The organism is Pseudomonas sp. TE24901, from assembly GCF_054058375.1.
In genome coordinates, this window is the sequence record NZ_JBSSAF010000026.1 from 1 (window position 1) to 25,727 (window position 25,727).

25 protein-coding genes, 1 pseudogene and 1 riboswitch are annotated in these 25,727 nt (G+C 63.8%); of the genes and pseudogenes, 10 read left to right on the forward strand and 16 right to left on the reverse strand.

Going from position 1 to position 25,727, the window contains the following annotated elements; all coding sequences use genetic code 11:
• Positions 1-151: 151 nt before the first annotated feature.
• Positions 152-580 carry a homoprotocatechuate degradation operon regulator HpaR gene (hpaR, locus tag ACVWVP_RS30200; protein WP_178923148.1) on the reverse strand — a complete coding sequence of 143 codons (429 nt, stop codon included), beginning with the start codon at positions 578-580 and terminating at the stop codon, positions 152-154.
• 207 nt (positions 581-787) lie between these two features.
• Here hpaR and ACVWVP_RS30205 point away from each other — a divergent pair, with 207 nt between their 5' ends.
• From ACVWVP_RS30205 to ACVWVP_RS30225, 5 genes are all read left to right on the forward strand, one after another.
• The gene (locus ACVWVP_RS30205) at positions 788-2,086 is read left to right on the forward strand and encodes an NAD(P)/FAD-dependent oxidoreductase (protein WP_178923146.1); all 1,299 of its coding nucleotides are present in this window, start codon (positions 788-790) and stop codon (positions 2,084-2,086) included.
• A gap of 119 nt (positions 2,087-2,205) precedes the next feature.
• Positions 2,206-2,571, forward strand: a complete 366-nt coding sequence (locus tag ACVWVP_RS30210) for a cupin domain-containing protein (protein ID WP_178923144.1) — start codon at positions 2,206-2,208, stop codon at positions 2,569-2,571.
• A gap of 13 nt (positions 2,572-2,584) precedes the next feature.
• Positions 2,585-3,406 (forward strand): molybdenum cofactor biosynthesis F family protein, encoded by an 822-nt coding sequence (locus tag ACVWVP_RS30215; protein ID WP_457409768.1) that lies wholly within the window; start codon positions 2,585-2,587, stop codon positions 3,404-3,406.
• Entirely contained in the window at positions 3,399-4,199 is an 801-nt protein-coding gene (locus ACVWVP_RS30220) for an SDR family NAD(P)-dependent oxidoreductase (RefSeq protein ID WP_259175450.1), read from the forward strand. The genes ACVWVP_RS30215 and ACVWVP_RS30220 overlap by 8 nt, the downstream gene beginning before the upstream one ends.
• Positions 4,192-4,944 carry an SDR family oxidoreductase gene (locus tag ACVWVP_RS30225; protein ID WP_457409769.1) on the forward strand — a complete coding sequence of 251 codons (753 nt, stop codon included), beginning with the start codon at positions 4,192-4,194 and terminating at the stop codon, positions 4,942-4,944. The genes ACVWVP_RS30220 and ACVWVP_RS30225 overlap by 8 nt, the downstream gene beginning before the upstream one ends.
• 51 nt (positions 4,945-4,995) lie before the next feature.
• On the opposite strand, the gene feaR is transcribed toward ACVWVP_RS30225, so the two are convergent.
• From feaR to ACVWVP_RS30240, 3 genes are all read right to left on the reverse strand, one after another.
• A complete protein-coding gene (gene feaR / locus ACVWVP_RS30230; RefSeq protein WP_457409771.1) occupies positions 4,996-5,937 on the reverse strand; it encodes a transcriptional regulator FeaR in 942 nt (313 codons plus the stop codon).
• Between the two features lie 509 nt (positions 5,938-6,446).
• Positions 6,447-7,013, reverse strand: a complete 567-nt coding sequence (locus tag ACVWVP_RS30235; protein ID WP_457409772.1) for a DUF3156 family protein — start codon at positions 7,011-7,013, stop codon at positions 6,447-6,449.
• Positions 6,976-8,475 carry an APC family permease gene (locus ACVWVP_RS30240; protein ID WP_259175456.1) on the reverse strand — a complete coding sequence of 500 codons (1,500 nt, stop codon included), beginning with the start codon at positions 8,473-8,475 and terminating at the stop codon, positions 6,976-6,978. The genes ACVWVP_RS30235 and ACVWVP_RS30240 overlap by 38 nt, the downstream gene beginning before the upstream one ends.
• 218 nt (positions 8,476-8,693) lie before the next feature.
• Between ACVWVP_RS30240 and ACVWVP_RS30245 the strand changes: the two genes are divergently transcribed.
• Positions 8,694-10,016, forward strand: coding sequence for an alginate export family protein (locus tag ACVWVP_RS30245; RefSeq protein ID WP_178923131.1), 1,323 nt, complete (start codon positions 8,694-8,696; stop codon positions 10,014-10,016).
• A 32-nt stretch (positions 10,017-10,048) separates the two neighbouring features.
• Here the strand turns inward: ACVWVP_RS30245 and ACVWVP_RS30250 are convergent.
• Both ACVWVP_RS30250 and ACVWVP_RS30255 read right to left on the reverse strand, forming a co-directional pair.
• Positions 10,049-10,528, reverse strand: a pseudogene (locus ACVWVP_RS30250) (flavin reductase family protein); the annotation flags it as partial.
• 57 nt (positions 10,529-10,585) lie between these two features.
• Positions 10,586-11,755 (reverse strand): p-hydroxyphenylacetate 3-hydroxylase oxygenase component, encoded by a 1,170-nt coding sequence (locus ACVWVP_RS30255; RefSeq protein WP_259175458.1) that lies wholly within the window; start codon positions 11,753-11,755, stop codon positions 10,586-10,588.
• 238 nt (positions 11,756-11,993) lie between these two features.
• Here ACVWVP_RS30255 and ACVWVP_RS30260 point away from each other — a divergent pair, with 238 nt between their 5' ends.
• A complete protein-coding gene (locus tag ACVWVP_RS30260) occupies positions 11,994-13,481 on the forward strand; it encodes an aldehyde dehydrogenase family protein (RefSeq protein ID WP_178923125.1) in 1,488 nt (495 codons plus the stop codon).
• A gap of 28 nt (positions 13,482-13,509) precedes the next feature.
• Here ACVWVP_RS30260 and ACVWVP_RS30265 read toward each other — a convergent pair whose 3' ends face one another.
• The 6 genes from ACVWVP_RS30265 to ACVWVP_RS30290 form a co-directional block, all read right to left on the reverse strand.
• The gene (locus ACVWVP_RS30265; protein WP_259175459.1) at positions 13,510-13,914 is read right to left on the reverse strand and encodes a RidA family protein; all 405 of its coding nucleotides are present in this window, start codon (positions 13,912-13,914) and stop codon (positions 13,510-13,512) included.
• A 190-nt stretch (positions 13,915-14,104) separates the two neighbouring features.
• Positions 14,105-15,037 carry a flavin-nucleotide-binding protein gene (locus ACVWVP_RS30270; protein ID WP_457409777.1) on the reverse strand — a complete coding sequence of 311 codons (933 nt, stop codon included), beginning with the start codon at positions 15,035-15,037 and terminating at the stop codon, positions 14,105-14,107.
• 82 nt (positions 15,038-15,119) lie between these two features.
• The gene (locus ACVWVP_RS30275; protein WP_178923119.1) at positions 15,120-16,004 is read right to left on the reverse strand and encodes a LysR family transcriptional regulator; all 885 of its coding nucleotides are present in this window, start codon (positions 16,002-16,004) and stop codon (positions 15,120-15,122) included.
• Entirely contained in the window at positions 16,004-16,924 is a 921-nt protein-coding gene (locus ACVWVP_RS30280; protein WP_178923117.1) for a LysR family transcriptional regulator, read from the reverse strand. The genes ACVWVP_RS30275 and ACVWVP_RS30280 overlap by 1 nt, the downstream gene beginning before the upstream one ends.
• A 198-nt stretch (positions 16,925-17,122) precedes the next feature.
• Entirely contained in the window at positions 17,123-17,743 is a 621-nt protein-coding gene (locus ACVWVP_RS30285) for a glutathione S-transferase family protein (protein WP_457409780.1), read from the reverse strand.
• A gap of 106 nt (positions 17,744-17,849) precedes the next feature.
• Entirely contained in the window at positions 17,850-18,722 is an 873-nt protein-coding gene (locus ACVWVP_RS30290) for a LysR family transcriptional regulator (RefSeq protein WP_457409781.1), read from the reverse strand.
• A gap of 142 nt (positions 18,723-18,864) precedes the next feature.
• Here ACVWVP_RS30290 and ACVWVP_RS30295 point away from each other — a divergent pair, with 142 nt between their 5' ends.
• The 3 genes from ACVWVP_RS30295 to ACVWVP_RS30305 are packed head-to-tail and all read left to right on the forward strand — an operon-like array spanning position 18,865 to position 22,078.
• Positions 18,865-20,217 (forward strand): GntP family permease, encoded by a 1,353-nt coding sequence (locus ACVWVP_RS30295; protein ID WP_178923111.1) that lies wholly within the window; start codon positions 18,865-18,867, stop codon positions 20,215-20,217.
• A 20-nt stretch (positions 20,218-20,237) separates the two neighbouring features.
• Positions 20,238-21,011 (forward strand): glucose 1-dehydrogenase, encoded by a 774-nt coding sequence (locus tag ACVWVP_RS30300; protein WP_178923109.1) that lies wholly within the window; start codon positions 20,238-20,240, stop codon positions 21,009-21,011.
• A 14-nt stretch (positions 21,012-21,025) separates the two neighbouring features.
• Complete coding sequence (locus tag ACVWVP_RS30305) at positions 21,026-22,078, forward strand: L-idonate 5-dehydrogenase (protein WP_457409785.1); 1,053 nt, start codon at positions 21,026-21,028, stop codon at positions 22,076-22,078.
• Between the two features lie 165 nt (positions 22,079-22,243).
• Here the strand turns inward: ACVWVP_RS30305 and ACVWVP_RS30310 are convergent, their stop codons facing one another.
• From ACVWVP_RS30310 to ACVWVP_RS30325, 4 genes are all read right to left on the reverse strand, one after another.
• Positions 22,244-23,035, reverse strand: a complete 792-nt coding sequence (locus ACVWVP_RS30310; protein WP_178923105.1) for an ABC transporter permease — start codon at positions 23,033-23,035, stop codon at positions 22,244-22,246.
• Positions 23,032-23,709, reverse strand: a complete 678-nt coding sequence (locus ACVWVP_RS30315) for an ABC transporter ATP-binding protein (protein ID WP_457409786.1) — start codon at positions 23,707-23,709, stop codon at positions 23,032-23,034. Before ACVWVP_RS30315 ends, ACVWVP_RS30310 begins: the two co-directional genes overlap by 4 nt.
• 4 nt (positions 23,710-23,713) lie before the next feature.
• On the reverse strand, positions 23,714-24,961 hold the full coding sequence (locus ACVWVP_RS30320) for a voltage-gated chloride channel family protein (protein ID WP_178923101.1): 1,248 nt from the start codon (positions 24,959-24,961) through the stop codon (positions 23,714-23,716).
• A gap of 81 nt (positions 24,962-25,042) precedes the next feature.
• Positions 25,043-25,113: riboswitch (Fluoride riboswitch) on the reverse strand.
• Positions 25,114-25,185: 72 nt separating this feature from the next.
• Entirely contained in the window at positions 25,186-25,722 is a 537-nt protein-coding gene (locus tag ACVWVP_RS30325; RefSeq protein WP_259175467.1) for an ANTAR domain-containing protein, read from the reverse strand.
• Positions 25,723-25,727: the final 5 nt, after the last annotated feature.

Consider the following 25,727-nt stretch of genomic DNA (forward strand, 5'->3'; position numbering starts at 1 on the left):
CTGGCAGGGAAATTCAAGGGCACTCCCGAGGCCACCTACGCAGGCAGCGTGTACTGAATCACCCCTGTAGGAGCCCGGCTTGCCGGCGATGGCGATCTTGAGGGCGCCATCGCCGGCAAGCCGGGCTCCTACAGGGGTGGGTAGTGTTGCTTCAGCGCTTGAGGTTGATGTTTTTCAGGTCATCCAGCAGGCCCAGCAGGGTCTGCAACTTCGCTTCGCCCAACTGATCCTGCAAACGCTGGTAGTTGCCTTCCATGCATTGGCTCATGGACTCAAAACTCGCCTTGCCCTTGTCGGCCAAGGTCACCAGCACGCGGCGCTGGTCTTGCTCGGCCTTGCGCCGGTGCACCATGCCGGCGGTTTCCATGCGTACCAGCACGCCGGTCATGCTCGGCTTGAGGATGCAGGCCAGTTCGGCCAACTGGTAAATCTCCAGCTCACCGTGTTGTTCAAGGATGCGGATGATGCGCCATTGCTGTTCGGTCAGGCCGTGTTCGTTCAAGGACGGGCGGAAAAAACTCATCGCGGCCTCACGTGCTTGCAGCAAGGCCAGGGTCAGGGACTGTCGAGGTTTGGGCATAGGGATCAGGGTCACGGGGTATTTAGTTAATAATTTAACGAAACTCTAGCATTCCCTGCCCGCGAGCGCGCTATAACTTGTCTGTCGCTGCGCCTCTGGCGCGCTGAATCAAAAGCCAGGGCAGGCAGGATCAAGACTTCCCTCCCGCCAGGGCCCCTAATGGAGGCATCCGCTTTAGAGCCTTCCTTCACTTTTTCAGGCTGCGCCATGATCAACATCGAAACCCCCACGTATTACACCGCCACCAAGAAATACAACCTCAGCTTCCCCACCCTGGAACAGGACGTCGACGCCGATGTGGTGGTGATCGGCGGCGGTTTCTCCGGCATCAACACGGCCCTGGAACTCGCGGAAAAAGGCATCACCAACATCGTGGTGCTCGAAGCGCGTTACCTGGGCTTTGGCGGCACCGGTCGCAATGGCGGGCAGATCATGGCGGGCATCGGCCATGACCTGGAGAAGATCAAGAAGGACGTCGGCGAAGACGGCCTGCGCCAGGTGTTCGAGATCAGCGACCTGGGCGCCGACATCATCAAGAACCGCATCGCCAAGTACAACATCGACGCGGACTTCTGCCACGGCTACGGCTACATGGGCTTCAACGCCCGCCAGGAAAAAACCCTGCGCGCCTGGGAGAAGGACTTCAAGTCGATCAACAGCCAGCACGAGATCCGCTTTCTCGGCGGCTCCGACGTGCAGCAGATCATCGGCTCCAAGGCCTACAGCAGCGCCCTGCTGCACATGGGCGGCGGCCATGTGCATTCGCTGAACCTGCTGCTGGGCGAAGCCACCGCGCTGGCCGGGCATGGCGTGCGGATCTTCGAGAACAGCCCGGCCCTGGAAGTCAGCTACGGCGAACGCATCACCGTGCGCACCGGGCGGGGTTCGGTGCGCGCCAGCAAACTGCTGTGGGCCTGTGACAGTTTCCTCAACAAGCTGGAGCCGGAATTGCACCGCTCGACCATCAATACCTACGCGTTCCAGATGATGACCGAGCCGTTGTCCGAAGAATTGATCCAGCGCATCAGCCCGATTCGCGGGGCCTACAGCGATATCCGTCCGGTGATCGACTACTACCGCGTCACCAACGAGAACCGCCTGCTGTTCGGCGCCGCCACGCCGCTGGTGGAACACATTCCCGGCGACCTCAAGGCGTGGAACCGCCAGCTCATGCTGAAGATTTTCCCCTACCTCAAGGACGTGAAAATCGACCTGGCCTGGGGCGGGCCGATGGCGTGCAGCCCCAACCTGTTCCCGCAGATCGGCACCTTGCCGGGGCGCAGCAATGCGTTTTTCGTGCAGGGCTATTCGGGCTTTGGCGTAACCCCCAGCCACATCATCTGCAAGGTACTGGCCGAAGGCATGAGCGAAGGCTCGGCGCGCTATGACCTGGTCAGTTCGATCCACCGCCCAACCATCCTCGGCAAGGATGCGATTCGTCCGCTGTTGCTGACGGCGGGCAAATCCTGGCACCAGCTTTCCGGCTACTGGAACGGGCGCCGCTAAACCCGCGCCCACCTGGGCGTTTTATCCCTCTGTAGGAGCCGGCTTGCCGGCGATGGCGATCGTTAGGACGCCATCGCCGGCAAGCCGGGCTCCTACATTATTCATCAGGAGCAACTGCCATGACCCTTACGACCCTCAAGCACAATATCCAACTCAGCGAACTCGACGCCTGGGGCACCGTGGCCGACCTCGGCTCGGAGATCCTCGAAGGCGAGGTGCGTGCCTTCGGCAAGATGACCTTCGGCGCGCCCACCGACCCGGTCAGCAGTGCCTATTTCGGCACCACCCGGGGCAAATTCCGCATGGTCTATCCGTTTGCCGAACAAGCCACCGTGGTCACCGGCGAAGTGCTGCTCACCGACGAATCCACCGGCCAGACCACCCGCTACAAGGCCGGTGACAGCTGGTTCGTGACCAAAGGCACGCCCGTGCTGTGGGACGTGGTCAGCGAGAGCTTCGTCAAACACTACTTCGCCGTCGTGTAAGGGAGGCGCCGCCATGACCGCTTCTTCTGACTGGATCACCGTAGGGGCACTGGCCGACGGCTTCGCCCCAGGCGCGTTCATCCTGCCTAACCTTGCCGACCTGGCGGGCCAGACTTTCACCCTGCACTTTGCCAATGGCTGGCAGATCGAACACCGCTTCGAGCAGGACCGCCTGGCCTGGCATGCCGCTGACGGGCATTCCACAGGCAGCGCGCCATACCGCGCCACCTCGATCCGTCCGGGCCTGTACCTGGTGGACTTCATCAAGCACGAGGCCGGGCACAGTTGGTCGATCAGCCTGGTGCTGGACACGCCCAACGCCTCCTTCACGGCAGTGATCGGGCGCCTGCCGGATCAGGTCGACACCCATGAAGGCCTCTACCATCGCGCCCTCGCCGGCAAGCCACTGACGTCAGTGGAGGTTGATTTCCTGCACGGCAGTGTCGACCGCCCCTGGCAAGCCGGCCATTGCTTGCACGCGCCCACCGACGAACTGGTAGGCCTACGCAACCGTTATCGCTACAGCCCCAGCGAGGTCTACGAGCACATCTACCTCAACGAACGCTTCTATGCCTGGCAATGCCTCAAGGGCGTGGAGCAAGGCCTGTGCGACACCGACCGCTGCCATTACTACAAGATCGCCGAGCAGCTGTACCTGTTCGTGTGGCAAGAGAAGATCGTGCCCACCCTCGGCCTGGTGCTGATCGACCTGCAGCAGCACCGCAGCGACGGCAAGATCTTCGGCTATGCCGGGGCGTCGTTCGATGCGCTGTCGAACTTCCCGGTGAGTTCCTATTGCCAGGTGCTCAACCGCACGGAATACCCCCGTGACTGAGCCGCGCACGGTGGTGATCACCGGTGCCGGCACGGGCATCGGCGCGGCCTGTGCCCGGCTGTATGCCGAAGAAGGCGCGCAGGTGGTGCTGATCGGCCGCCGCCGTGAACCGCTGGAACAGGTGGCGCGGGACACGGGCGGCCTGATCCTGGTGGGCGACGCGGCTTGTCCGGTCACGTGGGAGGGGTTTATCGACCAGATCCGCGAACGGTACGGGCGTCTCGATGTGCTGCTGGCCTGTGCCGGTGGCCATGGCCTGGGCAGCGCCACCCAGACCAGCCCGTCCACCTGGGAAGGCGCCCTGCGCAGCAACCTGGACAGTGCGTTCTACAGCGCCCGTGCCTGCCTGCCGCTGTTGCAGGACAGCGCGGGCAACATCGTACTGATCGGCTCTATCGCCTCGTTGGCGGCGGGCCCCGAAGTGTGCGGCTACACCACGGCCAAGCATGCGCTGCTCGGGCTCAATCGCTCCCTGGCCCGGGACTACGGGCCGCACGGCGTGCGGGTGAACGCAGTGTGCCCGGGCTGGGTGCGCACGCCCATGGCCGATGCGGAAATGCAGCCGTTGATGGACGCCTATGGCGAGACCTTGCAGCAGGCCTATGCCCGGGTCTGCGCCGATGTACCGCTGCGCCGGGCGGCCAGTGCCGACGAGATCGCCAAGGTGTGCCGCTTCCTGGCCTCCCGTGATGCGTCGATCATCACCGGGGCGACGTTGGTGGCAGACGGTGGTTCCAGCATTGTCGATGTGCCCACATTGGCCTTTGCTCACTTGGAGAATGCCGATGAATGACCTGGATTTCAGCGGGCACGTGGTGCTGGTGACCGGCGGTGCCCAAGGCATCGGCCGGGGCATCGTCGAGGCGTTTGCCAGGCGTGGCGCGCGGGTGGTGATTGCCGACCGGTTGCTGGCCCAGGCCCAGGCCGCGGCCGTCGAGCTGTCGGCCCTGGGCTGTCGCGTCGACGCAGTGGGTGTCGACCTGGCCGATTCACAGGCAGTGCTTGAGTGCGTTCAGCGGCTGCCGCAACTGGATATCCTGGTGCACAACGCCGGGTATTTTCCGCTGACGGCGTTTGAAGACATTACGCCAGAGATCCTGCAACGGACCTTGGCGGTCAACCTGTCGGCGCTGTTCTGGCTGACCCAGGCGGCCTTGCCGGCGTTTCGCGAACAGGGTCGGGGTTGTGTGCTGGTCACGTCTTCGGTGACCGGCAACCGCGTCGGTTACCCGGGGCTCAGCCATTACGCGGCGTCCAAGGCCGGGGTCAACGGGTTTATCCGCAATGCGGCGCTGGAGCTGGCGCCGTTGAATGTGCGGGTCAACGGTGTGGAACCGGGCATGATCGCCACGCCGGCGATGGGCAACCTGGGCGATGCAGCGTTGAATGACGCCATTGCCAGCCGTGTGCCGCTGGGACGCTTGGGCGCGGCGGCGGATATTGCCGGCGCCATGCTGTTCCTCGCCTCCGACCTCGCCAGCTACATCACAGGGCAGACCCTGGTGGTGGACGGCGGTGCGACCCTCCCCGAAGTCTGAACACCGCTCCCACAATGGTTCTGTTTTGGTTTCAAGATCGCACACGCAGGCTCATGCCCCAACTGCTTGCATCCGGCTCGACCGAAAATCCTTCGGCGACACTTCGAACTGCTTCTTGAACGACCGGCTGAAATGTGCCGAGTCGGTAAAGCCCCATTTGTAGGCAATCGAGGTGATCGATTCGCTGCGCAGGAACGGGTTGGTCAGGTCATCCGCGCTGCGCTTGAGGCGGGCGCGCTGGATGTAACGGCAGACGCTGTCGTCCTGTTCCTCGAACAAGCGGTACAGGTGCCGCACCGATATATTCAAACGGTTGGCCAGGCCGATCGGGCTCAAGCCTGGTTGACTGAGGGATTCATCAATGACCTTCTGCACGTAGCTGCGCAGGTTGTTGCCCTGCAGCGCCGCCATGCCCTCGCGGCACTCGTCACCCTGCTCCAGGGCCGAGCCCAGCAGCGAGACGAAGGCGCTTTGCAGCGCTTCCACTTCGCCAGCGCCGTCTGCGGTGTCGTCCTTGCACAGTTGGTCCATCAGCACGTGCAGCATGCGCCCGCAGGCTTTGGTCGAGGAGATCTTGCCGAAGGCCCGTGCATCGCCGCCCAGGTGTTTGCACACGTCGGCGCGGGACAGTGACAGGGAGGCGTGTTCGATCAGGCCGAAGGGGGTGATTTCGATGGAGCCTACCGAGTCCATCAGCAGCATTTCGCCGGGGGCCAGTTGCAGGGTCTGGCCGTTTTGTACGATCTGGGAGTAACCGCTGCGTTGGCTGACCAGGAAGCAGTCCTGGTCGTTGTCGTGGTCGGCGTGGTGCGCGGGGCGTTTGATCAGCCCGGCATTGGTGCGCAGGATGGCAAGGCCGCGTGGGAGGTCGCGGATTTCGCCGATGAACAGGGAGCGGTTGAAGGCCAGTTCGGTGTCGAAGTAACCGCAGGCGGCGCGCAGGTCGCGGTTCCAGGTGTCGAGCCCGTCGTGTGCATGCTGTGGGATGCTCATGGGGTGTCTCCGCAGTGGCTTCTTTTTGTTGTTCTGGTGCAATAGTTAACATGTTATCTATATGCGTGCAAGAACATCGTGGTTGGGGGGTGTAGAAGCACTATTGATGCCAATCGGCAGAGGTTGGCTGGCGTTCAGACTGTAGGAGCCGGCTTGCCGGCGATGGCGGTCTCTTGGGTGTCGAGGCGCTTGGGATCGCGTACATATCCGTTGCTGTGGTAACGGCTGGTATTGGTTCCGCCCTTACGGCGGGTCACTTTTGGAAAAGAGCCCCAAAAGTAACCAAAAGGGCTCTTGCCCCAACACTCGGCACCTCGCCCAGGCTCGGTGTGCCCGTAATCCGCCATGGATTTGGGGGGCCGCCGCCACGCGCCATCCATGGCGCGGGGCGGCTAAACCGGCATCCTTGCCGGTTTACCCCCCAAATCCATGTCGGCTTACGGCCAGCGTGTTTGACGGGGCGCCTAAGATCAAGATCAAAGGCGCTCGCTTCGCATCGAGAGTGGTTTTTAGAAGCTTGATAGTAGGCGTTGCAGGCCTTTTAGGGTTTGCAGGAGGTGGGTGCGCTGTGGTGGGCTCAGGGCGATGTAACGCCGAAACGCCGGCAGGCGATTGACGACTTCGCTGCCGCCCATGTGTTCCAGGCGTACGCACCATTGCTGGTCGTGCAGGTCGATGCGCAGGCGTTTGAAGTCCAGTGGCATCAGGGCCTGGAACAGCGTGGTGTCTGCCAACAGTTGCGCCTGCAACTCACGACCCAACGCCGGGTTTCCGGAACGGCATCGCACGCGAATGCCGTTGCGTCGAATCGCGCCGCTGTGGTGCACCTCGTAGCTTGCGCTGCCCTCTGTGGCAGCAGGTAGGCGCAGCACGAATTCGGTCAGCACCAGGTGCATCAACAGTTGGGATTCGGTGCGTTCGATGATCTCGAACGCCACGCCGTCCACTTCCAGCGTGGCCAGCCCGAGGTTGCGGCGCAGGTGTGCCAGGGTTACGCCGGGGCGGTAGCCGGCGGGGGCGCGGTCGGCGCGGAACAGGTCAGACAGTCTTTGCCGCAAAGTCGTTGTAACCATCATGGGGCTTACCCGGTTCGTTGCTGAATTCCTTGGCCAATACGTCCTCGACAGAGGCGGGCTTGAAGGGGTTGACCTTCTGCACCACGAGGGTCCAGAACAAGGCATACGCCGCCGTGCCGGCGAGCATGACGCCGAAGGGGATGTAGATGTCGGCGGGGTTCATGCCGGGTGGGGTGATGAACCACATGCCCAACAGAATGCCGATGCTCGACACAATCTGCGGCAACGGGAACCACGGCGAGCGGTAGGCCCGTGGCAGGTCTGGCCGGCGGATGCGCAGGCTCACCACCGACACTGTCACCAGCAGGTAGGCAAAGCTCCACGCGCACACCGCCGCCAGCACCAGGTGCATGATGTTGTCGGTGTTGCCGCCCAGGTACAGGGCGTGCAGGCAGGGAATCAGCATCGCCACGAGGATGCACAGCAGCGGCGTCTTGAAGCGCGGGTGCAGGTAGGTGAAGACCTTGGGCAATGCGCCGTCCACCGCCATGCCGTAGAGGATGCGCGGCACGCCGGCCATCAAGGTGTTGATGGTGGCCGCACCGGCAAACAGGAAGCCGATGCCTAGCCATAGGGGGCCGATTTGGCCCATCACCTGTTCGGCGAATTTGGGGATGGCCATCGGGGTGTCCAGCAGGTGGACGCCGCTGGCGGCGTCGAGCACCACGTTTTCCACTTGGCGTTTCATTGCCGCGCCGTAGATGAACATGCACGTGGCCACGCCCATCAGTCCCAGCATCATTGCGCGCGGCATGACCTTGGCCGATTGGCGCAGGTCCGGTGCCAGGGGGGTGACGAACTCGCAGCCGACAAACATGAACATCGCCATGCCCACCAGCGACAGCACGGTGACCAGGTCGGTGCCCACCAGCGACTCGCCGAACCAGCCCTCCAACTGCACGGCAGGCGCGGCGATCAGGCCGAGCACGCCGAACACCATGAGGGTGGTCCACATGCCAAAGGTGAGGATGATTTCCGCCCGGCCAAACGCGCTCACGCCGAAGGCGTTCAGCACACCAAAGACGATCACGAAGCCCACGCCCAGCAGCCATGAACCCCCGGCTGATTCTGCCAATGTGTTGAGGTGTTCGAAGTTCACCAGGGCCATGACGCCGGACAGGATGGTCTCGGCGGTGCCGGCGAACACATGCACGATCAGGTAGGCCGACAAGGTGCCGGTGATCGCAAAGAACCGCCCCATGCCGCAGTTGATGTAGTCGTACACCGAGCCGGTGGTGGGCAGGATCGACGCCGCCTCGGCGAAGGTGGTGGCCTGGGCGAGCATCATCACCACGGCGATCAGCATCGCCAGGGCGAACGCACTGCCGCCGATGCCGAAGCCCATGGTGGCGGTGAGAATCACCGGGCTGGCCATGATCAGGCCAATGGTGCTGGCCAACGCGGTGGGGAAACCGACCGTGCCCCGGTTGAGGTGCGCGGTGAGTCGGTCGTTGATCGACATGATGGGGTCCTCGTAGACGGTTTTTTTTAATGTGCAATCACTCTGCGCCCCACTCGAGTTGATCGTCTTGCCCCTGTCTGCCGGCGCTTTTGTTGCTCCCTGCCACGGCGTGCAGCGTGGCGGCCTGGGTCAATTCCCTGGCACGCAAATGAAAGACTTGGCCTCCCACCGCTCGCCCTAATGCGCCCTCACTCTTAACCAAGCTGGGGACAATAACAATGGAGCACACACTGAAAAATCGCCGCCTGCGCCAGGCGGTCGGCCTGGGCATTGCGTTGCTGGTGGGCCAGGCCCAGGCGGTCGAGTTGTACGCCGACGCCGACACCAAGGTCACCGGCAACTTCCTCGCCGTGTACGGGATGTTCAACAGCCCGAAAAACTACGACGGGCGCAGCGGCGGTTCGACCTGGCGCGAAGCGTTCATCAAGTACGGCTTGAGCGTGGAGCAAAGCCTGGGCAGCTTTGGCGGCGTGTACGGCACGGCCAACCTGGTGAGTTCCGGCACCTGGGGCGACGGCGATGCCTCCGGGGTGACCACGGGCCAGGAGCGCACCACCAAGTTTGACGAAGCCTTTGCTGGCTGGCGCTCCGGCGACCTGTTCCCGGCGCTGGGCAAGGACGGCCTGGACCTGTCGTTCGGTCGGCAGATCATCACCCTGGGAGACGGTTTTATCGTCAACGACGACGGCCCCAACCTGGGCAAGGGCGTGGGCGATGGGGAATTCAATCGCGGCGGCGCCTACTACATTGCCGCGCGGCATGCGTTTGACAAGACCGCAGTGATTCGCCTCGGTGGTAAAGACGGCGTGCATGGCAGCCTGATGTGGATCAAGTCCGACAACCCGGCCCAGGCCATGACCGAGATGGCGGCCGGCACCCTGGAATACACGGCCGCCCCCGGCACCCTGGGGCTCACCTACATTCATGGCATCGACGTCGACGAACGCTTCGCCACCGACCTGCAGCGCCAGCGCAAAGGCATGAACCTCTACAGCCTGCGCGGCGCCGGCAACGCGGGCATCGACAATGCGCACTTCGCCTTTGAACTGGCCCGCCAGGACCGGCGCGACAGCCAGCAGAACGCCGGCTATGCCGAGGCCGGCTACACCTTCGCCGACCTGCCCTGGTCACCGGACCTGACCTACCGCTACGCGCGCTATTCGAGCAATTGGGACGGGATGTTTTCCGGCTTCAACCGGGGTTACGGCACCTGGGTGCAAGGTGAAGTGGCGGGCAACTATTCCGGCCCCTACAACAGCAACACCGCCGTGCAGCACGTGGCACTCAAGGTCAAGCCGCTGGAGAACCTCACCCTCGGCGCACTGTTCTTCGACTACAGCACCGTCAGCACCCGCGACCAACTAAATCTGGATGGCCGCGAGCTGGACCTATACGCCGAATGGGCGGTGAACGAGCACCTGATCATCACGCCGCTGCTGGGTCTCTACAAACCCGACAAGGATGCCGCGAGCGGCGGCAACCAGGTCGGCGGCAACGGCACCAATGTCTACAGTCAACTGGTGGTGGCCGTACCGTTCTGAACCGCCTCGGGCGCGCACGGACGCAGCGCCTGAACCTCGGCATACACCCCCTGGTGATACAGCAGCGGGGCGCGGCCGAAGTCGTCGAAGGCCACCACCTTGCCGATCATGATCCAGTGATCGCCGCCGTCCACCTGCTGGTATTTCTCGCAGTGGAACCGCGCCGAACAATCGGCGAACACCGGCGAGCCCCCCTCCCCCGGTTCGTATTCGATCAGGGCAAAACGGTCTTCACGGGGGCGCGCAAAGTTGTTGGACAGGTGCACCTGGTCGGCCGCCAGCACGTTCACCGCAAAGTGGCTGGCTTCCTCGAACACCTCATGGCTGTTGGAGCGTTTGTCGATGCTCCACAGCACCAGCGGCGGGTCGAGGGACACCGAATTGAAACTGTTGGCGGTCACGCCCACCTTGCGCCCGGAGGCCGTGGCGGCGGTGACCACGGTCACGCCGGTGGCGAAGTTGCCCAGGGCGCGGCGAAACGCCCGTGGGTCGAAAAGGCTGCTCTCAGACATGCAAGACTCCCGGGTGCCCTCCAACGGGCGCCCTGATTGTTGTAGTGGAAGAACCCGTCACACCATGCTCGGATCGGGCTCCAGGCCCATCAGCTCACGGCCGAGGATCTGCGCGCAGACGTCGTAGTCGGTGTAGGCATGGGCGCCGGTCATGTGGGAATCGCGGAACAGGCGCTGCATTTCGTTGTGGTCGAACCAGGCGTTGCCCCCTGCGGCGGCGAACAGGCGGTCCACGGCCTCGATGCACATCTTGGTCGCGTAGGCCTGGTTGGTGCGCCAGAACGCCAGGGTTTCACGGCTGGGGTAACGGTGGGCGGCGCTGTGTTCGGCGTGGTCCTGCCAGGTCTTTTCGAGGAACGCCCGGGCAGCGGCCACCTGGTGGGTGGACTCGGCCAGGCGCATCAACGCAGGGGTGGCCGCACCGACCGCGGCGCCGGTGTAGGCACGCACGCGGTTTCTGGTTTTTTCGCGGAACACCTCCAGCATGCGCTCGGCGATGCCCAGGCTCACGGTGGAAAAACCACTGGCGAAATACGGGCGGTACGGCGCATAGAAAATCTGGCTGTCGGGGTACAGGCCAAAGCCTGCGGACTTGCCTTCCATCATGTCCTTGGCTTTCTGGATGCGATACTCGGGCACCCAGGCGTTGTCGATCACCAGGGTCTTGGTGCCGCTGCCTTTCATGCCCGCCGCGTACCAGTCGTCACGGATCTGGTAATCGCTGCGCGGCAGCACGGCAAAGCAGTAATCCTGGCCGCCCTCAAGGTTCTGCCGACGGCAGCCGACAATCGCCCACTCGCCATGGTCACAGCCGCTGCTCCAGCCCATTTCACCGCTGAAATGCACACCACCCTCGCCCTCCACCACCCGGCCGAACGGCGCAATACTGCTGCTGGCGGTGGCGTCGGGGTTTTCGCCCCAGATGTCCTGCTGCAACCGCGCCGAAAACAGCGCCAATTGATGGCTGTGGGTACACAGCAAACTCATGGCCCAGGCGGTGCTGGCGCAACTGCCGGCAAGCGCGGCGATGCAATCGGCAAACTCGGGCAGCGAAAGCTCCAGGCCCCCATAGGCCTTGGGCTGGAAAGCACGGTGCAGGCCGATGCTTTTGAGCAGTGCGATGTTTTCATCCGGCACCTGGCGCTGTTGTTCGGCACGGCAGGCATTCGCTGCAATGAGGGGCAGGAGTGGCTTGAGGTCTTCAAGGAGTGGGTTTGGCTTTTTCATGGACGGCCCTGCTTATTATTGGAAGTCGGGCAGACGCTCCAAACAGAGGAACGACGCCGGATGCAGGGCCAGTATCGATGGGGCAGCGCGCCTGGAAAATGCACGTTCCACAGGAGAGGTTGTACTTTCCATGACAGTGGCAGCCACAGACATGAGGCGCGGCAGGCACAGACAAGCTCACCGGGCCGCCCGCTGGTTACCCTCGGGTTTTCTTTTGTGACCTGCCAGGAAACCTGCCATGAGCGATATCCCGCTGCTGCCTCAAGTCGAAGCCTTTTTGCGCCGGCCCCATGGGTTGTTCATCGACGGCGCCAATGTGCGCAGCCACTCCAGCCAGACCCTGGCGGTGACCAACCCGGCCACTGGGCAGGTGATCGCCCAAGTGGCCGATGCGGACCTGGCGGATATCGACGCGGCGGTAGACTCCGCCAACCGCGGCTTCCAGCAATGGTCCCAGGCTGCACCGGCAACCCGTGGCAACGTGTTGCTCAAGCTGGCGGATTTGCTGGAGCGCAACCGCGAGGAACTGGCGCAGATCGAGACGTGCCAGTCGGGCAAGATCATCCAGATTTCCCGTGCGTTCGAGGTCGACCAGGCGGCGCACTTCCTGCGTTACTACGCCGGGTGGGCCACCAAGATCAGCGGCCAGACAATCACCCCGTCGCTGCCCTCGTTCAACGGCGAGCGCTACACCGCGTTCACCCTGCGCGAACCGGTGGGCGTGGTGGTGGGCATCGTGCCGTGGAATTTCTCCACCATGATTGCCATCTGGAAACTCGCCTCGGCGCTGGTGACCGGCTGCAGCATCATCATCAAGCCCAGCGAGTTCACGCCGCTGACGATCTTGCGCATTGCCGAACTGGCCATTGAAGCCGGGCTGCCGGCCGGCGTGCTCAATGTGTTGACCGGCAGCGGTCACGTCGGCAAGGGTTTGGTGGAGCACCCCGGCACGCACAAGGTGTCCTTCACTGGCTCGGTGCCCACCGGCATTGCCGTGGGGCGCAGCGCCATGGGCGCCGGCCTCACCCGTGCGACCCTGGAACTGGGCGGCAAGAATGCGGCGGGGTTCCTGCGCGACGTGGACGTGGACAAGGCGGTGGACGGCATCCTTGAAGCAGGCTTCTTGCACTCGGGGCAAATCTGCGCGGCGGCCGAGCGCTTCTACGTGCACCGCTCGCAGATCGAGGCGGTGCTGGACACCCTGAGCCAGCGCCTCAGCCGCCTGACCATCGGCTCGCCCCTGGATGAACGCACCGAGTTTGGCCCGGTCACCCACCAGCAGCACCAGATGAAACTGCTCGGCTACATCGACCGGGCCCGGGCCGAGCACAACACGATCATCCACGGCGGCACCCTCATCGACCGCCCAGGCTGCTACATCGAACCCACCGTGATCCTCGCCAACAGCGCCGCCGATACCCTGCTCAACGAGGAAACCTTCGGCCCCATCGCCACCTTCCTGGCCTACGACAGCGAAGACGAACTGCTCGCGCTGATGAACAACAGCCCCTACGGCCTCAGCGCCAGCCTGTGGACCAACGATTTGGGCAAGGCCCTGCGCATGGTGCCGGCGATCAACGCCGGCACCTTGTGGGTGAACATGCACACCCTGCTCGACCCGGCCGTGCCGTTTGGTGGCAACCGGTCTTCGGGGGTCGGGCGGGAATTTGGTGGCGCGTTCATCGAGGACTACACCGAGCTGAAGTCGGTGATGATCCGCTATTGACTGTTTCTTGCCGGCTCCTACGGGTTATTCAGGCGGCGGGGATAACGGCTTCGGCCTCGATTTCGATCAGCCATTCGGGCAACGACAAACCGCTGACGATAATCCACGAGGACGGTGGCGGGTTGCGGGGGAAACGCTCACGCAGCGCCTGGGCGATCGGCTCCTGCTGGTCGCGGGCGGACTCGGCGATGTACAGCCGCAGCATGATCACATGGGACAGATCGCCGCCCACTTCGGCCAGGACCTTTTCGATATTGCCTAGCGCGGCATAGGTTTGCTCGGTGATACCCGGGCCGACGGTACGTTCATCGGCCTCCACGCCCACTTGGCCGGACAACATGATCCGTCGGCCTTGCGGCACTTCAAGGGCCTGGCTGAAACCGTATTGCAGGGAATTGAACACGGTTGTGGGATTGATGACCTTTCGTTGCATGACGCTTCCTTGTTGTCGGTAGGCAAACAAGGCTACCCCATCGGCCTCACGCACTCTGACGCGTTCAACATCCCGCAACACTTGTAGTGAGCGAGCTTGCCTCGCGCGGCGGTGTGTCAGGCCCCCTATTCACACCTGACACGCCGCCGCGCGAGGCAAGCTCGCTCACTACAGGTCATCTTGGGTCAGGCTACCAAGGCCCCATCGCCAGGCTGAACGGTGAAAACTCGGCAAACTGCCAGCGCAACGCCAATGCTGCGGGACGTCGGATCATGTGTTCCACGGTCACTGTCCACAGCCGTTGTGCCCCTTCAAACCGCGCCACTTCGGGGCCTTCGAGGATCAACGCGGTGCGCCCGGTTAGCTGCAACACATCCCCTGACTCAAAGTCGATGAACAACAACCCCGCCACCGGGTTGGCCTGCAGGTTGCCCAGGGTGTTGAAGAACTGGTTGCCGGCGAAGTCGGGGATGGTCAGGACGTTGCCGTCGATGCGCACAAAACCGGTATTGCCGCCTCGATGAGACACATCCACCGAGCGTTCGCCTTGCACGTCCACGTAGCTGGCGACGAAGAATGTATCGGCGTTGCGGATCATGGCACGGGCGGTATCGTCCAGCCCATCGGCGCGCTCCACCGCGCTGCCGGGCTTGCGGGCGATCGAGTCGACCGGGCGCAGTTGGATGTATTTGGGGCAGTTGCCATAGGTCTGTACCACGTCGACCGAAAAGCCGTCGTGATCAAGGGCGCCGATCCGGCCGTTCATGCGGTTGCGGCGGCGGGTGTTGAGGTCGATCCCCAACAGGCCGACCGAAGCACCCGGGCGAAAGGCGGCGCGGGCCGGGTCGCTCATCGACGGCAGGCTGTCGATCTGCAAGGTGTAAGGGTCCGGCGAATGGGCAAAACCCGGCGCACCTTCCACCATCGTCGCCCAGGGAATGCCCTGCTCGTCCACCACGCCCAGCATCAAGTAGGGCAACAAGGGGTAGAAGTCACGATGCTGTTCCGGCAGGTGATCGCGGATCACCTTGGGCCCGACTACCGCCATGCGGTCAGCCACGCCCACCGCCTCTTGAATCTGCCGTTCGCCGGCATGCCACACAGACTGTTCGATCAGGTTCATGGCGCGTACCTCCTACTCGTTGATACCCCGATGCTGCGCCCTACCCGCCGGCGTGGGAATCACCACGCCAGGCAATCCACTATTACGCCAGCTGAAATGCCGGATGCTCGCGCAACGCGCTCACGCAGTGGTCGACAAAGCTGCGCACGCGCATCGGCGCGTTGCGGCCTTCGCGGTACACCACGTTCACAGGCAGGGGTGGCAGCTCAAAGTCCGGCAAGACACGGCGTAACTGCCCGCTCTGCAGGTGTTCGTGAACGGGATAACTCAGGCAACGAATCAACCCCGCGCCATGCACGGCCGCGTTGATCGCGCCTTGCACCGTGGCACAACCCAGGCGGGCACGGGCCTTGAGTGAGTAGCCTTGGAAATCCCAGTGCACCTGATCGGCACCGGCAATCAGTCGATGCCGCTTGAGGTCATCCGGGTGGTGGGGTTCGCCGTGGGCCGCGAGGTAATCGGGGCTGGCGCAGAGGATTGGCCGCACCTGCCCCACCGGCCGGGCAATCAACGCCGAATCGGGCAGCTCGCCGACGAGGATTGCCACGTCGAGCCCTTCTTCGTGCAGGTTCGGGTAATAGTCATGGTAGTGAGCGACCAGGCTCACCTCGGGATAGCGATCCAGGTAGTCGGCCAACACCGGCGCCATCACGTAGCGGCTGAACAAAAACGGCAAGAACACCCGCAGGTTGCCCTGGGCCTGCACATGCAAGCCCTTGGCCGAGGCTTCGGCGGCATCCACGGCGGCGAGCAGGCGCACGCAATCGGCCAAGTAAGCATGGCCGGCATCGGTGAGGCGCACGCCACGGGTGCTGCGCGCCAGCAACGGCACGCGCAATCGCGCCTCCAGGCGGGCCACCGCGCGTACCAGGGTCGGGCCGGACACCTGCGCGCAACGCGCCGCCGACGCCAGGCTCGGTTGCCCGGCCAGGGCGGCGAACAGCTGCATGTCGCGATAACGCTCCATCAGTTGCGCCGTTTCATCGCCGGGTTCAGCGCGGCGTCCTGGCCCAGTCGATGGCTGAGGAAATCGACAAAGGTGTTGATCTTGGCCGGCACGCGGCCGCTCTTCTGGAACACCACCTGGATCGGCAGCGGCGGCGGCTCGAAGGCTTCGAGCACCACCTCCAGCTCGCCCACTGCCACAGCGGCCGCCACCTGATAGGACAACACGCGGGTCATGCCCCAACCCAGCCGTGCCAGGTTGATCGCCGCGTTGTTCGCCGTGACCACCAGGCGTGGCTCGATGGGCACCGTCAACGGCTGGCCCGCCTCGATAAAGCCCCACTCGCTGACCAACTGGCTGGACGACGACGTGGCGATCTTGGCTTCACGCAACTGCGACGGATGGCTGGGCCGCCCGTGCTGTTGCAGGTAGGCCGGCGAGGCACACACCACCCGGCGCACTTCGCCCACCTTGATCGCCTGCTGCCCGGGCTCGTGCAGATGGCCGATACGCACCGCCACATCCACACCTTCGTCGGTCATGTTGACCACGCGATCGACCAGCAAGGCGTTGATGTTCACCAAGGGGAAACGATCCAGGTAGTCCCCCAGCACCGGCGCCACATACAGCTCGCCAAACAGCACCGGTGCGGTCACGGTCAGGTGGCCACAGGGGATGGAATAACTGCCCGCCGCCGCTTCCTCGGCCTCATCGAGTTCCGCCAGGATGCGCCGGCAATCTTCCAGGTAACGCTGGCCGGCTTCGGTGAGGTGCAGGCTGCGGGTGGTGCGCGCCAGCAATTGGGTGCCGATGCGCTCTTCCATGGCGGCGATGGCGCGGGTCACGCTGGGCGGCGAGGTTTTCAGGCGACGCGCCGCTGCGGCAAAGCCCTCCTCCTCGGCCACCGCCAGGAACACCTGCATTTCGTGAAATCGGTCCATCAACTGCCCCCATTTTATTCACCCAACCCTTTCCACCTGTGGCGAGGGAGCTTGCTCCCGCTGGGCTGCGAAGCCGCCCCAACGAGACTACCGAGTTTTCCCAGGGAATACGCGGTGGCAAATTTTGGGGCCGCTTCGCAGCCCAGCGCGAGCAAGCTCGCTCGCCACAACAAGCTCGCTCATTACACGGTGTTCAGGTTATTGGGATTGCAGGCCGACGGCAGTGCGTGGCATGCCTACAAACCCTGGCAGCGCTTCGAGGCTGGCGAGCCAGGCGCGTACATGAGGGTAGTCGGCCAACGACACATTGCCTTCCGGCGCATGGGCCACGTAGGTGTAGAACGCGATATCGGCAATCGTGGGTTGCTCGCCGGCCAGGAAGCGGCTCTGGCTCAGTTGTGTCTCCACCAGTTTCAGCAAGGCGTGGGACCGGGCAATGGTGGCGACGGTGTCGACCTCGGCACCAAACACCGTGGCCAGCCGCGCGGCGGCAGGTCCGGCGCTCAGTTGACCCGCAGCTGCCGACAACCAGCGCTGCACGCGCGCTTGCCCCGCCGCGTCGCTCGGCAACCATTGGCCCTTGCCGTAGGTGTTTGCGAGGTACACCAGGATCGCGTTGGAGTCGGCCAGTACCACACCGTTGTCATCAATCGCCGGCACCTGGCCAAAACTGTTGATCGTGGCGATATAGTCCGGGGCTTTTTGCGCGCCGACCTTGAGGTCCACCAGTACAAATTCGGTGGGCAGGCCCAGCAGGGACAACATCAGCTCGACCCGGTGGGAATGACCGGACAACAGGAAACCATAAAGCTTGATCATGGAAGGCTCCAAAAGAGTGGGTGATCGACGCCTCGCATCGTCTACCGCTGCCTCGGTCGTTGGAATCACCAGGATTTACAATCCAGCATTTCATCGGGCGAAACAATCACTCGCCAAACAATTCCACGATCAGGTTGAACAGGGTGGTCTTTACCGCGCTGTCCAACTCGGTCCAGGCCAGGCCGGTGGCGGCCTGGAACGCGCCCAGCTCCAACGGCCGCGACACGCAGTTGGCCGGCAGTGCCCGTGCCGCCTGTTGCGGCAGTACCCCCACCCCCAACCCGGCCGACACCAGCGCAAGCATGGTGGTGAACTCACCCAGCTCGGAGGCGATTGCCAGGGGCAGGCCCACCGCCTGGATGAATTCGTCGTAAAAGCCCGGCGCATAGCGGCGCGCCAGGATATACACCGGCACCTGGAGCAGGTCGGCGGGATGCAGGCAGGCCTTGGACGCCAGCGAGTGATCCACCGGCAACGCCACGCAGAAATGCTCGTGCAGCACTGCCCGGGTCTGCACGCCGGGGTGGCTGGCGGGCAAGCGCATCAGGCCGAAGTCCAGCAGGCCGTTCTTCAGCGCAGCCGCCTGGTCCGGCCCGGGCATGTCCTTGAGTTCCAGCTCGATGCGCGGGTAGCGCTGGTGCACGGCGCGGATCAATTCGGGCAACAGTTGCGGCAGCACTGACGACACAAACCCCAAACGCACCCGGCCGATTTCGCCACGGTTGGACGCCCGCGCCGCATCCGCCGCACGCGCCGCCTGGTGCAAGGTGGCCTGGGCTTCCGGCAAAAACGCGCGGCCCGCGTCGGTCAGGGTCACCGAGTGGCGGTTGCGGTCCAGCAGGCGCACGCCCAGGCCACTTTCCAGCAACTTGATCTGCATGCTCAACGCCGGTTGCACGATCGACAGCTGCGCCGCCGCCCGGCCGAAATGCAGTTCCTGGGCCAGCACCACAAAGGCGCGCAAGTGCTTGAGTTCCATCAACTCACCCTGCTTATCACAAACATTGATCACCCGATCACAAATGAAAATTGGACGCTCGCCCGCGCCTGCGGTGAAGTAACACCCTGTCATACACGATATGACAGGGCCTGGCCTATAACAATGAGAACAAGGAGGCACCATGCTCGGCATGGCTAACGACACTTATCTGCTGCTCGATGCGCTGGTCACGATTATCGGATTGATATTGTTGATCACCCACCTCAAGGTCCACCCCTTTGTCGCCCTGACCGTGGCCGCAGGCTTTCTCGGCCTGACTTCCGGCATGCCGGTGGACAAGGTCATGAAGTCGTTCCAGGACGGTTTTGGCGGTGTGCTGGGCTTCGTCGGCATCATCCTCGGCCTGGGCACCATGCTCGGCAAGTTGATGGCCGACTCCGGTGGTGCCGACCAGATCGCCCGCACCCTGATCCGCGCCTTCGGCAAACAGCGCGTGCACTGGGCGATGATGTTTTCGGCGTTCCTGGTGGGCATCCCGCTGTTTTTTGAAATCGGCTTTGTGCTGCTGATCCCGCTGGTATTCATCGTGGCGCGGCGCACCGGGCTGTCGCTGATCAAAGTCGGCATGCCGCTGCTCGCCGGCCTGTCGGTGGTGCACGGGCTGGTGCCGCCGCACCCGGGGCCGTTGCTGGCCATCGGCATCTTCGGCGCAGATATCGGCAAGACGATTTTCTACGGGCTGGTCGTCGGCCTGCCCACGGCGGTGATCGCCGGGCCGTTGTTTGGCAACCTGATTTCGCGCTACGTGCCGGGCAAGGCCTCGGACGAGCTGATGGAGCAACTGGCCAAGGAGTCCTCGGGGGACAACCTGCCGGGCTTCGGGATTACCGTCACCACCATCCTGCTACCCGTGGTGCTGATGTTGCTCAAGACGTTCGCCGACGTGGCCTTCGCCGCCGACGCCACTTTCCGGGTGTGGATGGACTTTATCGGCCACCCCATCACCGCCCTGCTCGCAGCCTTGTTGCTGGCGTTCTATACCTTTGGGGCGGCGCGCGGGTTCTCGCGGGAGCAACTGAGCAAACTGCTGGATTCGAGCCTGGCCCCCACCGCCGCGATTGTGCTGATCGTCGGCGCCGGCGGTGGTTTCAAGCAGATGCTGGTGGCCAGCGGCGTCGGTGATGTGATCGGGCATATGGCGGTGCGCGCCGAGATTTCGCCGATCCTGCTGGCGTGGCTGGTGGCGGCGGTGATTCGCGTGGCCACAGGCTCGGCAACGGTCGCGACCATCACGGGCGCAGGCATTGTGGCGCCCGTCATCGGCCTGATGCCGGGGGTGAACCGCGAGCTGCTGGTGCTCGCCACCGGCGCCGGTTCGTTAGTGCTGTCCCATGTCAACGACGCCGGCTTCTGGCTGGTCAAGCAGTACTTCAACATGACCGTCGTCGAGACTTTCAAGACCTGGACGCTGATGGAGACCGTGCTCTCCTTCGCCGCCCTGGGGTTCATCATGCTGCTGTCGTTGGTGGTGTGAAGCGTTAGGAGAGGTAACCCATGAAAAGCGTTCTAGACAACTTCCGCCTCGATGGCCGGCTCGCGCTGGTCACCGGTTCCAGCGCCGGGATCGGCCTGGCGATTGCCCGAGGCCTGGCCCAGGCCGGCGCACAGGTGGTGCTCAACGGGCGCAACCGCAGCACCTTGCGCGACGCGGCGGCCCTGCTCGCTGCCGAAGGCCTGCAGGTGCATACCCAGGCGTTCGATGTGACCGACAGCACGGCGATCCAGGCTGCGGTGGCCGACATCGAAGAACGCCTGGGCCCGCTGGAGATCCTGGTGAACAACGCCGGCATGCAACGCCGTGGCCCGTTGGAAGACTACAGCGAGCAGCATTGGCGCGAGCTGATCAGCACCAACCTCGACAGCGCGTTCCTGGTGGGCCAGGCGGTGGCACGGGCGATGATTCCGCGCAAACGCGGGCGCATCATCAACATCTGCTCGGTGCAAAGCGAACTGGGCCGCCCGGGCATCGCGCCGTATGCCGCGAGCAAGGGCGCGCTGAAAATGCTCACCAAGGGCATGGCCATCGACTGGGGCCCGCACGGTCTGACGGTCAACGGTATCGGCCCGGGCTACTTCAAGACCGAGCTCAACGCCAACCTGGTGGCCAACCCTGAGTTCAGCGACTGGCTGGTGCAACGTACGCCAAGCCGGCGTTGGGGCGACGTCGAGGAGCTGGCGGGCGCAGCGGTGTTTCTTGCCAGCGATGCGGCGAGCTTCGTTAACGGTCATATTCTGTACGTCGACGGTGGCATCACCGCGTCGCTGTAATCCTGGAGAACCTTATGCACGCCATTGTCTGCCACGCCTCGAAAGACCTGCGGGTCGATCCCCAGGATGAACCGCAAACCCTCGCCCCCGACCAACTGCGCGTGCGCATTGCCCGGGGCGGGATCTGCGGCTCGGACCTTCATTATTACCAGCACGGCGGTTTCGGCACCGTGCGCCTGCGCGAGCCGATGGTGCTCGGCCATGAAGTGTCGGCGGTGATCGACGCGGTGGGCAGCGACGCCGCTGGGTTCAAGGTCGGCCAGCGCATTGCGGTATCACCTTCGCGCCCCTGTGGCGGTTGCCGTTACTGTCACCAAGGCTTGCCCAACCATTGCCTGGACATGCGCTTCTACGGCAGCGCGATGCCCTACCCGCATATCCAGGGTGCGTTTCGCCAGAGCCTGGTGATCGATAGCCATCAGGCCCATGGGCTGGCCGATGAAGTCAGCCTCGCTGAAGGGGCCTTGGCCGAGCCGTTGTCGGTGGGCTTGCACGCGATCCAGCGCGCTGGCGCGGTGTTCGGCAAGCGCGTGCTGGTGACCGGCTGCGGGCCCATCGGCAACCTGCTGATCGGCAGCCTGCGCGCGGCGGGCGCCGGTGAGATCGTTGCCGTGGACCTGTCCGCCAGCGCCCTCGCCTGCGCCGAAAAAATGGGCGCCACGCGCACCCACAACCTGGCCGATGGCGCCGATGCGCTTAAGCGCTATACCGCGGAAAAGGGTTACTTCGACGTGATGTTCGAGGTATCCGGCAGTGCCCAGGCCCTGCGCAACGGCCTGGAATGCATCGCCCCGCGTGGCGTGCTCGTCACCGTCGGCCTGGGGGGCGATGTGTCGCTGCCACTCAACCTGCTGGTGAGCCGTGAGATCGACCTGCGCGGCACCTTCCGCTTCCACCCGGAATTCGCCCAGGCGGTGGATTTGCTCAACCGCCGCATCATCGACGTACGCCCGGTGATCTCCCACACCGTGCCGTTCGGCGATGCGGTGCAGGCGTTCGAGCTGGCGGCGGACAAGACCCAGGCGATGAAAGTGGTGCTGGACTTCGGCGTGCCGGACCTGGCCTGAACCCGCCCTGAAGTACACAGCCGTTCCCCTGTGGGAGCTGTCGAGCTTCAGCGAGGCTGCGAAAGCGGTGGGTCAGTCAGCACCTGTATCGACTGTGCCGCCGCCTTCGCGGCCTCGTTAAGGCTCGACGGCTCCCACAGGGGATCTTCAGGGGGGTTGAGAGGGTCAGCGTTCTTGCAGGCGATCGCGCAAAAAGCGGTGGCTGGTGGAGAACAACCGGCGGTAGGTGAGCAACACCGCACCCACCGTGCCCAACGCCGACGAGGCGGCGATCAGGAACATGATCACGATCTGATAGCGCACCGCATCCACCGGGCTCTCCCCCGCCAGCACCTGGCCGGTCATCATGCCCGGCAGGCTGACGATGCCCACCACGGTCATCTGGTTCAGCGTCGGGATCATCCCGGCACGCACGGCCTGGCGGATCGCTTCCTGAGCGGCCTCCCAGCGTGAGCCACCCAGGGCCAGGATCATCTCGATGGTGTTGCGCCCCGAGGTCAATTCCTGGGTCATGCGCTCTATGCCCAGGGACACGCCGGTAAGGGTATTGCCCAAAATCATGCCAAGAATCGGGATCGCATACTGCGGTTCATACCACGGGTGAATGCGGATCACCGCAAACAGGCCCACCGCCGTGACCAGCCACGAGCTGCCCCACACCGACACAATGCTGTCGACCCGCTGCCCCTTGTACGTGCGCCGCCCTCGCCCCGCTGCCGAGACACCGGCAATCAAGGTCATCGCGCACATCAACGGCAGCACCACGTACCAATAGGCAAACTCGAACACCCAGCCCAGCAGGTAACCGATGGCCAGCAGTTGCACCACGGTGCGCACCGCCGCCCACAGCAATTGGCGCTCCAGGCCCAGGCGCAGCAGCAGCGACAGCACCCCGTTGATCAGGATCAGCGAGGCGGCGATGCCCATGTCCAGCGCGGTGAGGTTGTGATAGTTCATGACTGCACCGCCGTGCTCAACACGCCGGCACTCATCTGCAAGTGGATGTCGCTCATGCGCCGGGCCTGGTCCAGGTCGTGGGAGACCCAGATACAGGCGCGAGAGCGATCGGCGGCAAACCAGGCATCGATCAGCGCTTCCACTTCACGGGACGATGCAGGGTCGAGGGCTGCCGTGGGCTCATCAAGCAACAGCACTTCGGGGTTGAGTTGCAGGGTGCGGATCAGCGAAACCACCTGGGACTCACCCCCCGACAGGTCGGCGGCACGCTTGGCCAGAAAGTCCGGTGCCTTGCCGGCATGCCCCAGCAAGGTGGTGACCGTGGCCAGGTCGAAGCGGCGGTTGCGCGAGGTCTTGAGGCTGAAGGGGAAACGCAGGTTGTCTTCCACCGTGCCTTCCAGCAGCGCCGGGCGCTGGGACAGGTAACTGATGTGGCACCGGTAATGGGGAATCTGCGCATTGCTGATCGGCTGGCCGTTCCACAGGATCTGCCCGGAGTTGGGCGCGTCCAGCAGGGCCAGTGCGCGCAGGAAGACACTTTTGCCAGAGCCGGACGCGCCGGTGATCGACACGCGATCAGCAGCCGTCAAGGTGAAATCGGTCGGCTGCAACAATGCCACGCCTCGGCGTTCATCCAGGCGCGTAAGGGCGCGGGTTTCCAGCAATGCATTCATAGACTCACTTGGGCTCCTGTTTGAAACGCTCATGCTTGGCATGGCCGATACGCTGGGCGTGATAAATGCCAGTGTGCCCGGAGACCAGGTAACTGGCGATACAGGCGATGGCAGCCAGGGGCGCAATCTCTGGGCCGAACAGCTCCATGGCCATCACGATAGTCGCCAGCGGCGTATTCGCCGCACCGGCAAACACCGCCACAAAACCGATGCCCGCGAGCATCGCGAATGGCAGGTGCAGCAAGGGCGCCAACGCATTGCCCAGGGTAGCGCCGATATAGAACAGTGGTGTGACTTCACCCCCCTTGAAACCGCTGCCCAGGGAAACCACCGTGAACACCAGCTTGCCCAGCCAGTCCCACGGTGCCATCGGCACGTTGAAGGATTGCACGATGCTGGGAATGCCCAGGCCGATGTAGGCGTAGGCATCCAGGGCCCACACCGCCACGGCGATGATGACGCCCCCCAGCAACGGCCGCAGCGGCCCGTAGGGAATCATGCGCTTGACCCGCGCGCCCAGACGGTGGGTCGCGGTGGCAAACAACATCCCCACCAGGCCGAACACCACGCCGGCCACGGCCACCGCCAGCACACTCCACAGCGACACCGGCACCACTTCACCGATGGGGTAATGGGTGTGCACCACCCCCCAGGCCAGGCCGATCTGGTCGGCCACGATGGCCGCCACCACACAAGGGAACAGCGCGTCATAGCGCATGCGCCCGATCGCCAGCACCTCCAGGCCGAACAAGGCCCCCGCCAGTGGTGTGCCGAAGACCGACGCAAAGCCGGCACTGATGCCGGCCATCAAGACGATGCGCCGATCTTCACGTCGCAGGCGGAACACTCGGGTCAACTGGTCCGCCAGCGCCCCGCCCATTTGCACAGCCGTGCCTTCACGGCCGACCGAGGCGCCAAACAAATGGGACACCAGCGTACCGCCCAGCACCAGCGGCACCATGCGCAGCGGTACGACTTTCTTGGGGTCGTGGATTTCATCGATCAACAGGTTGTTGCCGGCATCCACCGGCTTGCCCACCCAGTGGTACACCAGCCCCACCGCAAACCCTGCCAGGGGCAACAGCCAGATGATCCAGCGGTGGGCTTCGCGCCACGCGGTGGCGTTGTCCAGCGAGAACAGGAACAGCGCCGACGCGCTGCCGGCGAGCACGGCCACCACGCTGGCGAGCAGTAACCATTTGATCAGGTACGGAATAAGGTCGAGTTGTTCAGGGCGCTTGAGAGAGAACATGGAATCAGCCACACATAAACCAAAGGGGCCGGATCAACGAGGGAGTTTATGCGCGAACGCCTACAGCCCTGAGTTGACCAGGTGTCTGTAGGCATCATCAGCTGCGGGACGCAGCGGTTGGGTCAAGGAGGAATGCCATCTCCGATAGCGATGGATCATAGAGAGGCGTGGAGCAAATGTAAAATCATGTTTCAAGCATCCGACAGCCTCCTGCGGCGGGCGCCTCACCGCTTGGGTGATAACCCGATCGCACAGGCGACCACGGCGGGGTCACCCTGGAAGGTGGTTCGCGCGGCAATCGACAGTTTGCTCGCACGGGGAGCGACGCCTTCCGTATCAACGGTGCGCAACGTCGGCCGCTCTACCGCCGGCACCGCATGCGCCGGGTCGACGATTTCCATGCAGCGGCGCAACGAATTGAAGTCCGGTGACTGTGACAGCGCCAAATGCAGGGTCTGGCTCACGGACACCGACACCAGCGAGCTTTGCGCACATTGCCCGTCGTAAATCAGCGTGTGGCGAATCAACGGGTTGTCGTGGCAATACTTGAGCAGGTTCACCTGCCGCGAGCGCACCAGCGCGGTGTCGATGATCAACAGGTCGAATGCCACGCCTTCCGAGCGCGTCAACGCTTGCAACTCGTCGAACGAAGCCAGCGGGGCAATGCGGTGATAGCCCAGCTGGTTGAGCATTTTCTCGATCTTGATCCGCTGCAGGAGATCCGCATCGGCGATCAGCAGGCGTAACGCTTTATTGGGCATAGGGT